The following is a 10773-nucleotide window of genomic DNA, read 5'->3' on the forward strand; positions in this document are numbered from 1 at the left end:
TGCGCGAGCTCGATGCGGTGAGCCGTGAGCTGCTGGCCCGATTGTGGGCCGCGGGTGCCGGCCCGGTCGATCCGGCGGGTCCGTTGGTGTTCGATCTGGACTCCACGATCTGCCCGGTCTACGGCCGCGGCAAGCAGGGCGCCGGGTTCGGCTACACCAAGGTCCGCGGCTACCACCCGCAGCTCGCGACGCTGCCCGAGACCGGGCAGGTGCTGTTCTCCCGGCTCCGGGGCGGCCCGGCCGGCGCCGCTCGGGGCGCGAAGTCGTTCCTCACCGAGACGATCAGCAGACTGCGCGCTGCCGGGGCGACGGGCCAGTTGACCGTGCGTGCCGACTCGGCGTTCTACTCCCGCGCGGTGCTGACCACGGCTCGCAAGTTCGACGTCCGGTTCTCGGTCACCGCCCGGCAGGACAAGAGGATCCGGGCCGCGATCGCGGCGATCCCCGACTCGGCGTTGAAGCCGATCCCGTACTGGCTGTCCACCCCGGAGGTGTCCGGCGCCGATGTCGCCGAGACCGCCTACACCTGCTTCGCCCACACCCGCGACGCGCCCCGGTGCGGTTGGTCGTGCGCCGGGTGCGTCCGACCCCGGGCTCGCAGCTGGCGTTGTTCACCGACTTCGACTACCACGCCATGGTCACCGACCGCGACGGTGACCTGCTGCAGGTCGAGGCCGATCACCGCCGCCACGCCGCCTGGCTGGCGCTCGCGGTGACCGCGCACAACCTGGGCCGCCCCGTCGGCGCGCTGGCCGGCATGGCCCGGGCCACCGCGGCGACCCTGCGCCGGCGGCTGTTCACCATCCCCGGCCGGCTGGTGCACACCGCCCGCCGCCTGCATCTGCGGCTACCGGCCAACTGGCCCTGGGCCGAGGCGTTCCTCACCGCCCTGACCGGCATCAACGCCCTCCCGATGCGCAGCTGAACAGTCGACGCCCTGTCCGCCCACGACCCGAAAGACCTCGGAGACGCCGGCCCGACCGGCAACCCGATCATGCCCAATTCCGATTCCGAAACCGTCCAGACCCAGATCCGGCCTTATCGATCATCAACTCAGCTGGACGGTGCATCCGGGCTTGACCCCCTTGGTCACTATGACTCTGTAGGGTGCCTGACCTGCTGAAACAGCGGTGGCTCACCCTGTTCCTAGCCTGGGGGCGTCTTGGGGGTGGGAGGTCTTCACTTGGTTCGCATTCTGGCGGGGCGTGTGGTCACGGCGGTGGTCACGGCGGCATCGTGGATGGGGCGCGACCGGTCAGACGGGCTGTGCGGCGCGAGCACTCAAGTGGCAGGCCGGTGCCTGCGTGCGGGGGCTGCCGCGGCGACAGCGGGGAGGGGCCGAAACGGCTTACGACAGTGCCCGGCCGACTCATAACCCAGAGGTCGTAGGTTCGAATCCTACCCCCGCAACTACGCAAGTGGGCCACTGACCAGCACGGTCAGTGGCCCTCTTGCTTTTTGTGTGCTCAGGCCAGGGGCGACTCGATGCGGCCCGGCTGTGTCGCCGCGGAGCCGGGCTCCACCGCTGCAGGGTCCGGTCCCGGACGGCCTGCCGCGGCCGGCGGAGCTGGGGCGGGGGTAGAGCAGAGCCGCGGCTCGAGGAAGCGCAGCGCCCACACTGCGAGCGCGGCGATGAACAGCGCGATCGCCCAGGGCAGCATGGCGTCGCCCAGCCGGGCGTGCGCCAGCACCAGCGCCGTCCGCTCCATTCGGTGCAGCAGCCACACGCCCGCGTTCGTCGTCAGCGGCCCCCTGATCAGGGTGACCAGCGCGAGTACTGGCAGGCCGATGCCGAGACGGCAGCGCACCGCGGGCCAGAACGCGGCGAGCACCCCCTCGCGTGCTCGCTGCCGCAATGGCGGCCGGGTGAGCGCCCGGCAAACTCGGGCGCGCGGCCGACCTCCCCCAGGGTCGTTCGGCCCTGACAGTGGGCACGGTCCGGCTCGAGGACGGCTGGGTCGCCCGACAACTCGAATCGTTCCCAGCGGGTGACAGCACCGTTGGCGGAACCGGCTGCTGGCTGCCCGCCTGCTGGGCCCGTCGTAGGTCGCCTTGTCGGTCGCGGGGATGTAGTTCTGGTCAGCCGGGCACGGCGTAGGCGACCACGTTGTCGGCGTATTGGCGGGTGTGCTGGTCGAACGAGCCACCGCAGGTGACCAGGGCCAGGCGCGGTGGCCCGTCGGTCGTGAACAGTTCCGGTGGCAGCGCGGTCTTCGGGAAACTGCGCACTGCGCGCACCACATAGCCCTGTGTGCCGCGGTCCGTCCTGAGCCGTACTTGGTCACCGGGGCGCAGTGCACGCAGGTGGTAGAAGGCGCCGGGCCCGTCGCGGGCGGTGTCGACGTGGCCGTCCACCACGACCGTTCCGTGTCCGCTGCCGGGCCGGGCGCCGGCCTGCCACCAACCGAGTACACCGGGGTCATCGGGAACCCGCAGCGCGCCGCCCGGCTCGACGTCGACCGGCACGACGGGGGCGTCCACGCCCAGCGACGGCAGTCGCAGCTGCTCCGGGGTCGCCGGCGCCGCAACCGGCGCGGGCGGGCCCGCGATCGGCACCGTTGACGGAGTCGGTGCTGCCGTGGGCACGGCTCCGCGGTTCGGTGTGGCCGCCGCGGCGCTCCACCAGCCGATCAGGCCGATGGTGATCATGGTCAGGCCGGCCAGCAACATCATCCAGGGCAGCCGTGGGCGCCGGTGAGATGCCGGCACCCGCGGCGCACCGGCTGTTCTCACGCTCGGCGCCTCCGGGTGAGCAGTTGGGCCCCGGCCCCGACGACGAGTAGTGAGCCGCCCCCGAGCAGGGCATCGACCAGCTCGGGAGACGCCCACGGCGCCGCCGTGCCGCCGGAGCCGGCGCTCACCCCGCTCGGCACGCCGCCGATTTGCTGCAGGTCACTCTGCAGCAACTGCAGGTGCTTCTGAGCGACCGGCAGGTAGCTGCTGGCGAACTGCTTGACCGCGGCGTTGCTGCCCGAGGAGAGCTCCTGCTGGGTCTGGCTGATGGACTCTTGATGACCGGAGATCTCGGGCTGCAGGTAGGTGAGGTCGAACGCGGTGCCGGTGGCTGCCGTGAGCTGCTGCAGCACCTGCTGTTGCATCTGACTGGGGGCGCTCGGCAGGGTCACCGAGGTGTTCTGTGCGATGCCGCGCAGCTGGGTGAGCGCCTGTTGGTGATCACTGATGAGCGTCTGGGCGGTCTGTTTGATGGCGGCGGTCGTCCCCCGTTGGGCGGCGAGCCCTCCGGCCGTGATCTCGGTCAGATCGGTCTGCGCGTTCTGCATGATGTACAGCCGATCCTGGTCGGAGAGCTGCCCACCGGTCCCGGGCGCCCCGGCGCTGCTGCTCGGTGGCGTGTTCATGTCGGTGCCGGGAGGTGGGGGCGGCGTGGTCTGCGCTGCGGCGACCCCGCTGCCGAACATCAGAGCGGCTGCACCGAGCATGCCGGCCGCGGCGACGGCGAACCTCATACGTACCCCTTCCGGTAGGGAGGACGCCGAAGCCGCCGCCCTCCTTTCGGCCAACGGGCGAGGTACTTACCCCCGGACTGAGACCCGAAACACGGGGCCCGTGCGGCCGGTCGGAAAGCGGATCGGGCCCTCTTCGCCACGGGGTACGCGCGGGACGTGCTCATCGCAACAGACGCACGCCTCGGGGGCGGGCGTCCAAGCATGTCATTTTGCTGGTTGTCACTCCGCCCGACCAACAGCATCCCGGCGCTCAGCGACTGACCCAACAAGAGAGATCACGCGCCCGCCGTCGAACACCACGCCTGCGGACTTGACCCACCGAGCCTGTCGGTGTGGGTAGAGGGAATGGGGCGCCCCGCGCCGAGCCGCCCCTCCGGAGGCGGTGGTCCTTGACTTCCTGCACGGTCCTGCCGTCGCACGTGATGATGTCGCCTACGCAGATCTCTCAACCCCCTTTGTCGCTATGACTCTGTAAGGTGCCTGACCTGCTGAAACAGTAGTGACAGTGTGAGTGGCAGTCGTTGGCACCTGTCACTCACGCTGCTTCTGGGCCTGGGCGTCTGAGAGCAGGAGGTGTTCGCCTGGTCAGGCGCTCTGGCGGAACGCGTGGTCACCGCGGTGGTCACGGCGACGTCGCGGATGGGCCGTGACCGGTGAGACGGGCTGGGTGGCGCGAGCACCCAAGTGGCGGGCCCGCGCCTGCGTGCGGCTGCCGCGGCGACAGCGGGGAGAGGCCGAAACGGTTCACAACCATGCCCGGCCGCCTCATAACCCAGAGGTCGTAGGTTCGAATCCTACCCCCGCTACTACCAGCAACGGCCCCTCAGGATCTCGTCCTGAGGGGCCGTTGTCGGGTGCGCTCCGTGATCTCGTGACGCGCCTACGTCGATAATCGATCCGTTAGGTTCCGGTTGTCAGGCGTGCACGGCGGCCCCACCATCCTCGGCGGCCGGCTCCGCCGGGCGGCCACATCTGTCTTCTGCGTCGAAGATCGGAGTTGGGTTGGACATTCAGGAGATCCCGACGGAGGAGCGCCTGGTCCCCGGCGACCTCATCGCGACGCTCGCCGCACGCGCACCGGCCCTGGGCCCGAACCCGACCGACTGGCCGGGCCTCACGTTCTACCGCTTCACCGCCCCGACCGCGCCGCAATGGGACGACGTCGGCGCGCTGGCGATCTGCGTGGTGGCGCAGGGCCGAAAGGCCATCACGGTGGACGACGTCCGGCACTGCTACGACCAGTTCCACTACTTGGTGATGCGGCGCAGCATGCGGTTCCAGGCCGAGATCGTCCAGGCGAGCGTCGAGAAGCCGTACCTCTCGTTCGTGCTGCAGGTCGACCCGTCGCTGGTGCGGCGGATCAACGCCGACATGATCGAACGGGCGGCCACGACGTTCCACCGGCCGCCCGTCGACGGCCGGGACGCCTACGTCTCGCCGCTGGACCTCGACCTGCTCGGCGCGGCGCTGCGGTTCGTCAAGTCCGTGGCGCAGGCCCCCGACCGGCGGGTGCTGGCGCCGATCTACCTGCAGGAGATCGTCTACCGGGTGCTGCAGTCCGAGCAGTGCGACCGGCTCATCGACGCGGCAGCTCAGGAGAGCGCCCGCAACCCCGTCTCCGATGTGATCCACTACGTCAGCGAGCGGTTGAGCCAGCCGCTGACCATCGCCGATCTCGCCGAGCACGTCAGCATGAGCCCGTCGACGTTCGCGCACCTGTTCCGCGACGCCACCGGCATGTCGCCTTACCAGTTCGTGAAGCGGATGCGGCTCGACCGCGCCCGCGGGCTGCTCGTGGACGGCACGCTGAACGCCAGCGAGGTGGCCAAGAGCGTCGGCTACTCGAGCCTGTCGGCGTTCATCACCGAGTTCAAGCGTCACTTCGGGGTGACGCCCCGGGCCTACGCCGAGGCGCAGCGCGGCGGGGTGGCACTGCGGGTGGACCGGGCCACCGCACCGGTCTGAGCCGGCCGCAGGAATCCGCAACTTCTCCGCAGGAATCCCGGTAACCGCGGCCCGGCTCGGTTCCTAGTGTTCTGGGTCACACCAGGACACGGGAGCGCCCATGCCGCGACTGCTCTACCTCGTCACCAGCGCCCGCGAGATACGTCTCGCCGACGGCACACCGCACGAGACCGGCTACTTCGCCGAGGAAGCCGCCGTCCCCTACCGGAGGTTCACCGAGGCGGGCGTCGACGTGGTCGTCGCGACGCCCGACGGGCAGCCGCCGCACGCCGACTCCTACGGCCTGCAGCCGATCTTCCACATGCCCGACGAGGACGAGGACTTCCTCGGCTCGGTCACGCGCACGTTCGCGCGGGACGTCGACGACATCCGGCTCACGCTGCGCCACCTCACCGCTCTCGGGCTGGGGGCGTCGCGGCGGATCGTGCTCGCGATGCGCGACGCCGGGATGCCGCTCGAAGAGGCCCGCGTGCTGGTCAGCCGGTCCGCGAAGACCGCGTGGCGGGAGGACCGGCAGCTCGCCGACGTCCTCGGCGAGCAGGACACGCCGCTCTCGCGCGCCGACATCGACGACGCCGTCACCGCCCACCTCGACGCGAGCCAGGCGATCTCCGACGGTCTCGCCGCCGAGCTCGCGGCGATCCCGGGCTTCCAGCGTCCGGTGGATCTCTCGGCCATGACCGACGAGGAGATGGCCTCCTTCGACGCCGTCTTCGTGCCGGGCGGGCACGGGCCGATGGTCGATCTCGCCGACAACGCCGACGTCACGCGGCTGCTGCAGATCCTGCACCGCAGGAACGCCACGGTCGCGGCCCTGTGCCACGGGCCGGCCGCGCTGCTCGCCGCCGGTGGGCGTGACGACGGCGAGTGGCTGTTCGAGGGCTACCGGCTGACGTGCTTCACCGACGAGGAGGAGGACCAGACCGTCACCGGGAAGCTCGGGATGCCCTGGTACCTCGACACCGCGCTGAAGAACGCCGGTGCCGTGTTCGACGACGCCCCGGCCGCGTGGGTGTCGCACGTGGTGGTGGACCGCAACCTGATCACCGGGCAGAACCCCGGCTCGTCGGAGTCGGTCGCCGATGCCGTCCTGAAGTCCCTCGCGGTGCTGTGAGCGCCGGCGATCTCCTCCGTCGGCTGCTGGGCCGGCGGACCACTCCCGAGGAGCAGATGCCCATGACCGCGACCGAGGTCGTGCACCGTTTCTTCAGCGCTCTCGGCGACCACGACGCCGACGCCGTCCTCGCCCTCCTGGCCGCGGACGCCGACATCGAGGTGCTCCCGGCCGACGGGCGGGTCTCCATGGACCCGGCCGCCTCGGGGCGTGCGTACTTCGCCGCCACCGTCGGGGCGTTCCCCGACCTGACGGTGGCCGTGCAGCGGGTGGCCGAGCTCGGCGACGGAACGGTGCTCGCCGAGATCTCGCTGGAGGGCACCCAGGCCGCCGACTACCTCGGCGCCGTCAACCAGGAGAAGCACCTCGACCTGCGCCAGGCGTGGCTCCTGACCGTCCGCGACGGCCGGATCACGCAGGTCAAAGGCTTCTGGGACGAGAACCAGCTCTTCCGGCGCCTGGCCGTCAAGCGGCTCGACAAGATCGCGATCGTGGAAGGGGCATCCGCATGACGACCACCGAGGTGCGCTCGCCCGCGCAGACGGTCGAGGCGTTCTTCGACGCCTACCGCCGCCACGAGGTCGACGAGATGACCGACCTCTGCACGTCGAACGCCGACTTCTCCTACGTGCCCGTCGAGATCTGGGGTCGGCAGCGGGTGGTCCGCGGCGACGGCAAGGTCGCCACGATCGGCAAGACGCTGTGGACCGGGATGATCACGTCGTTCCCGGATCTCTGGAACAGCGTCGCCTCGGTGCATTCGAGCGTGGACGGCAGCGTCGTCGTCGCCGAGGTGACCCTCGGCGGCACGCAGGCCAGCGCCTGGGCCAACATCTCCGCCCGCGGCGGCAGCTTCGCCGAGCCGCACCTGTTCGTGTTCCGGTTCTCCAGCCCTGATGACAGGTCCGGGAGCCTGATCGACGGGATCACCGCCTACTGGAACAACGCCAGCATCAGCCGCCAGCTCGGCCACCTCGAGATCGACTGAAAGGGATCGGCGATGACCCTGCTGAAGCGCGAGGAGTTCCAGCACCTCGTCCGCGAGGTCGACTGGACGCTGTCGTACGTGGACGACGACGCCGTCTACCCGGAGTGGATGTCCGGCACCGGGAAGGTGCCGCGCGAGGCCTGGAAGGACTGGGAGGAGGACTACAAGGTCTCCTACCCCGAGTACGTGGCCACGCAGCGGGAGAAGGAGAGCTCCGCCTACGCGGTGAAGGCCGCGCTGCAGCGCTCCACCGCGTGGGAGAACCTGTCCGAGGGCTGGAAGTCGTCCACGAAGATGCACTTCGGCGGCGTCACGCTCGTGGAGTCCGAGGCGGCGCTCGCCGAGCTGAAGATGGCCCGCTTCGGGCTGAACGGCTCGTGGCGGAACATGGCCGCGTTCGGCGCGCTCGACGAGATCCGGCACGCCCAGATCACGCTGTTCTTCGGCCACGAGTTCGTGGGGCGCGACCCGCAGTACGACTGGACCCAGAAGATGTTCCACACCAACGACTGGGTCGCGATCTCCCTGCGCAACCTGTTCGACGGGATCATGGTGACGTCCAACGTGGTCGACATCGCGGTGCAGGTGCCGCTGACGTTCGAGACCGGGTTCACCAACCTGCAGTTCGTGGCGCTCTCGGCCGACGCGCTGGAGTCCGGCGACGTCAACTTCGCCAACATGATCAGCTCGATCCAGACCGACGAGGCCCGGCACGCGCAGCAGGGCGGCCCGACGCTGGAGATCCTCGTCGAGCACGACCCCGTGCGCGCGCAGTGGGTGATCGACAAGGCGTTCTGGGGCTCGGCCCGCGCCTTCGCGGCCCTGACCGGCCCGGCGATGGACTACTACACCCCCGTCGAGCACCGGAAGCAGAGCTACCGGGAGTTCATGGAGGAGTGGATCATCGACCAGTTCGTCCGCACGATCGAGGACTACGGGCTGAAGAAGCCCTGGTTCTGGGACGAGTTCATGAAGGGCCTCGACACCTGGCACCACGCCCTGCACATGGGCCTCTGGTACTGGCGTCCGACGCTGTGGTGGAAGCCCACGGCCGCCGTCAGCAAGGACGACCGCGACTGGCTGCGCGAGAAGTACCCCAACTGGGAGACCGTCTTCGGCGACAAGTGGGACGTGATCATCGACAACGTCAACCGCGGCGACATGGAGTCGACGCTGCCGGAGACGCTGCCGTGGCTGTGCAGCACGTGCCACCTGCCCTGCTGCAACGCCACCCTCGGCTACGACGGCAAGTGGCGGGTGCGCGACCACTCGCTCACCCACAACGGCGTGAAGTACCACTTCTGCACCGCGGGCTGCCGGCAGATCTGGTGGAAGGACCGCGACAACCTCAACCACCCCACGGTGATCGACCGGTTCCTGGCCGGCGAGATCCAGCCGATGGACGTCGGCGGCATCCTCGGCTACATGGGCCTGACGCCCGACGTCATGGGCGACGACCCGGACTACTCCTGGGCCGCGGACTACAAGGACCGGTTGATCGTGCCCCGCGTCCCGGTTGCGGGGTCCTGATGACCACGGCTGAACCCCAGTTGGTGCCGCTCAACGCCATCTTCGCCGAGGACTTCGTGCAGATCCTCGTGCCGATCATGTCCGACAACACGATCGGTGAGCTGGCCGACGCGATCGCCCACCACACCGAGGGCAGGCGGGTGCCGAAGAAGGACCTGCCCAAGGTCGTGTTCCACGAGGGGAAGCGGCTGGACCCCTCGATCACCGTGGCGGAGGCGGGCATCGGCCCGCTCGACCACGTCCGCGTCGAGTACGAGGAGTCCTGATGGATCATCCCGTGGGCCCTGTGCTCCGGATGTGCGACGAGGTCGAGTCGGTGGTCGCCGCGATCCGCGACGACAACCCCGACATCGACATCGAGGTGGTGGACCGCGGCGCCTACGTCCGTGTGCAGGGTCCCGGCCGCGTCCGCGTCACGGAGGCGTCGCTGCAGCACCACCTCGGACCGTCGTTCGAGCTGCGCTCGCTGCAGACGATGCTCTCGTCGTTCGCGGGCCGCATCCGCACCAGCAGCGACGAGATCTCCTGGGAATGGGCCACCAAGCGGTCGGGAGCCAGCGCATGACCACCCCGAAGAGGCGCCGCACCTGGAGCGCGTTCGGCGACGTCCGCCGTGTGCCGAGCGAGTACGAGGTGGTGACGCACGAGACGAACTGGACGCTGCGCGAGGGCCGCAAGGTCCCGTTCGAGCAGAACCCGTCGTCGCCGGCGAACCTGTGGTTCCTCACCTACCGCGAGGGCTCGCCGCTGAAGGTCGACGACTGGAACGCCTTCCGCGACCCCGACCAGATGACCTACCGAACCTATGTCGGCCTGCAGGACGACGAGGAGACCAAGGCCGAGGGGCTGCTCACGCAGTACGCGGACGCGGGCGCCGACGCCGCCCTGTCGGGGGGCTGGGTGTCCGTCCTCGGGCGGCTGCTCGCCCCGGGCCGGTACCCGCTGCACGGCGCCCAGCAGGTGCAGGCCTACATCGGCCACATCGCGCCGTCGTCCTACATCACGAACGCGGCGGCGTTCTCTGCCGCGGACCTGCTCCGTCGCGTCACCCGCACCGCCTACCGGACCCGCGAGCTGCAGCTGGCCCACCCCGGCAGCGGGATCGGCGAGAACGAGCGGCGGATCTGGGAGGACGACCCGGCCTGGCAGGGCGTCCGGAAGGCGATCGAGACCGCGCTGATCGCCTACGACTGGGGCGAGGCGTTCACCGCCATGAACCTCGTGCTGCTGCCCACTCTCGACGACGTGCTGCTGACGCAGTTCGGCACCGTGGCGAGGGCGAACGGGGACGAGCTGGCGTGGCTGCTGTCGAACCTGCTCGCGGCCGACGCCCGCCGCCGGGAGCGGTGGAGCGCGGCGCTGGGGGCGTTCGCCGTCGAGCAGCGCCCGGGAAACGCCGAGGTGCTGCGCAAGTGGGTGGACCGCTGGTCGGCGCGGGCCGACGACGCGGTCGCCGCACTGGCGCCCGTGCTGTCGTCCGCGCCGCAGGGGGCACCCGCGGTCGACGACGTCGTGGCCTCGGCGCGGGCGGCACGGTCCCGGGTGCTCGACGCCGCGGGTCTGGGCGCCGCGGGTCTGGGCTCAGCGGCAGCGGTCGGCTGAGCGTGGAGGGCGTGACGGCGAGCTGGGTTCCCGCGCTGGAGCTCGACGAGCTGTGGGAGGGGGAGATGACCGCCGTCACCGTCGACGGCACGAGCGTGCTGCTCATG

Annotated in this window: 13 protein-coding genes; 10 read left to right on the top strand and 3 right to left on the bottom strand. The window is 70.2% G+C overall.

Annotated features, from left to right (window positions below):
• Positions 1–716, top strand: a 716-nt coding sequence (locus JWR81_RS23960) for a transposase (RefSeq protein WP_297657410.1), incomplete at its 5' end; no start/stop codon positions are given.
• Positions 713–925 (top strand): transposase, encoded by a 213-nt coding sequence (locus JWR81_RS23965; protein WP_297657417.1) that lies wholly within the window; start codon positions 713–715, stop codon positions 923–925. The genes JWR81_RS23960 and JWR81_RS23965, both read left to right, overlap by 4 nt.
• Before the next feature lie 541 nt (positions 926–1466).
• Here the strand turns inward: JWR81_RS23965 and JWR81_RS23970 are convergent.
• The 3 genes from JWR81_RS23970 to JWR81_RS23980 form a co-directional block, all read right to left on the bottom strand.
• Positions 1467–1856, bottom strand: a complete 390-nt coding sequence (locus JWR81_RS23970; RefSeq protein WP_297657420.1) for a hypothetical protein — start codon at positions 1854–1856, stop codon at positions 1467–1469.
• Positions 1857–2079: 223 nt separating this feature from the next.
• Positions 2080–2673, bottom strand: coding sequence for a class F sortase (locus JWR81_RS23975; RefSeq protein WP_297657423.1), 594 nt, complete (start codon positions 2671–2673; stop codon positions 2080–2082).
• Between the two features lie 56 nt (positions 2674–2729).
• On the bottom strand, positions 2730–3467 hold the full coding sequence (locus tag JWR81_RS23980; protein WP_297657427.1) for a DUF4142 domain-containing protein: 738 nt from the start codon (positions 3465–3467) through the stop codon (positions 2730–2732).
• A gap of 1002 nt (positions 3468–4469) precedes the next feature.
• Between JWR81_RS23980 and JWR81_RS23985 the strand changes: the two genes are divergently transcribed.
• The 8 genes from JWR81_RS23985 to JWR81_RS24020 all read left to right on the top strand — a co-directional run bounded on the left by JWR81_RS23985 (position 4470) and on the right by JWR81_RS24020 (position 10666).
• Positions 4470–5432 carry an AraC family transcriptional regulator gene (locus JWR81_RS23985; protein WP_297657430.1) on the top strand — a complete coding sequence of 321 codons (963 nt, stop codon included), beginning with the start codon at positions 4470–4472 and terminating at the stop codon, positions 5430–5432.
• Between the two features lie 100 nt (positions 5433–5532).
• Positions 5533–6546, top strand: a complete 1014-nt coding sequence (locus JWR81_RS23990; RefSeq protein WP_297657433.1) for a DJ-1/PfpI family protein — start codon at positions 5533–5535, stop codon at positions 6544–6546.
• 62 nt (positions 6547–6608) lie between these two features.
• The gene (locus JWR81_RS23995; RefSeq protein WP_297657437.1) at positions 6609–7058 is read left to right on the top strand and encodes a nuclear transport factor 2 family protein; all 450 of its coding nucleotides are present in this window, start codon (positions 6609–6611) and stop codon (positions 7056–7058) included.
• Positions 7055–7534, top strand: coding sequence for a nuclear transport factor 2 family protein (locus tag JWR81_RS24000; RefSeq protein WP_297657440.1), 480 nt, complete (start codon positions 7055–7057; stop codon positions 7532–7534). Before JWR81_RS23995 ends, JWR81_RS24000 begins: the two co-directional genes overlap by 4 nt.
• Positions 7535–7546: 12 nt before the next feature.
• Positions 7547–9064, top strand: coding sequence for a toluene monooxygenase (locus JWR81_RS24005; protein WP_297657443.1), 1518 nt, complete (start codon positions 7547–7549; stop codon positions 9062–9064).
• Positions 9064–9330, top strand: a complete 267-nt coding sequence (locus JWR81_RS24010; RefSeq protein WP_297657446.1) for a toluene-4-monooxygenase system B family protein — start codon at positions 9064–9066, stop codon at positions 9328–9330. Before JWR81_RS24005 ends, JWR81_RS24010 begins: the two co-directional genes overlap by 1 nt.
• On the top strand, positions 9330–9629 hold the full coding sequence (locus JWR81_RS24015; protein ID WP_297657448.1) for an MmoB/DmpM family protein: 300 nt from the start codon (positions 9330–9332) through the stop codon (positions 9627–9629). Before JWR81_RS24010 ends, JWR81_RS24015 begins: the two co-directional genes overlap by 1 nt.
• Positions 9626–10666 carry a toluene hydroxylase gene (locus JWR81_RS24020; protein WP_297657451.1) on the top strand — a complete coding sequence of 347 codons (1041 nt, stop codon included), beginning with the start codon at positions 9626–9628 and terminating at the stop codon, positions 10664–10666. The genes JWR81_RS24015 and JWR81_RS24020 overlap by 4 nt, the downstream gene beginning before the upstream one ends.
• The last annotated feature ends 107 nt before the right edge of the window (positions 10667–10773 follow it).

Origin of the sequence: Pseudonocardia sp. (genome assembly GCF_025965585.1) — a bacterium.
Lineage (GTDB): Bacteria > Actinomycetota > Actinomycetes > Mycobacteriales > Pseudonocardiaceae > Pseudonocardia.

Excerpts from the sequence above, each read along its gene's own strand:
- JWR81_RS24015 (WP_297657448.1), top strand. The coding sequence starts at position 9,330 with ATGGATCATCCCGTGGGCCCTGTGCTCCGGATGTGCGACGAGGTCGAG.
- JWR81_RS23975 (WP_297657423.1), bottom strand. The coding sequence starts at position 2,673 with ATGATGTTGCTGGCCGGCCTGACCATGATCACCATCGGCCTGATCGGC.
- JWR81_RS23995 (WP_297657437.1), top strand. The coding sequence starts at position 6,609 with ATGACCGCGACCGAGGTCGTGCACCGTTTCTTCAGCGCTCTCGGCGAC.
- JWR81_RS23980 (WP_297657427.1), bottom strand. The coding sequence starts at position 3,467 with ATGAGGTTCGCCGTCGCCGCGGCCGGCATGCTCGGTGCAGCCGCTCTG.
- JWR81_RS23990 (WP_297657433.1), top strand. The coding sequence starts at position 5,533 with ATGCCGCGACTGCTCTACCTCGTCACCAGCGCCCGCGAGATACGTCTC.
- JWR81_RS24020 (WP_297657451.1), top strand. The coding sequence starts at position 9,626 with ATGACCACCCCGAAGAGGCGCCGCACCTGGAGCGCGTTCGGCGACGTC.
- JWR81_RS24005 (WP_297657443.1), top strand. The coding sequence starts at position 7,547 with ATGACCCTGCTGAAGCGCGAGGAGTTCCAGCACCTCGTCCGCGAGGTC.
- JWR81_RS24000 (WP_297657440.1), top strand. The coding sequence starts at position 7,055 with ATGACGACCACCGAGGTGCGCTCGCCCGCGCAGACGGTCGAGGCGTTC.
- JWR81_RS24010 (WP_297657446.1), top strand. The coding sequence starts at position 9,064 with ATGACCACGGCTGAACCCCAGTTGGTGCCGCTCAACGCCATCTTCGCC.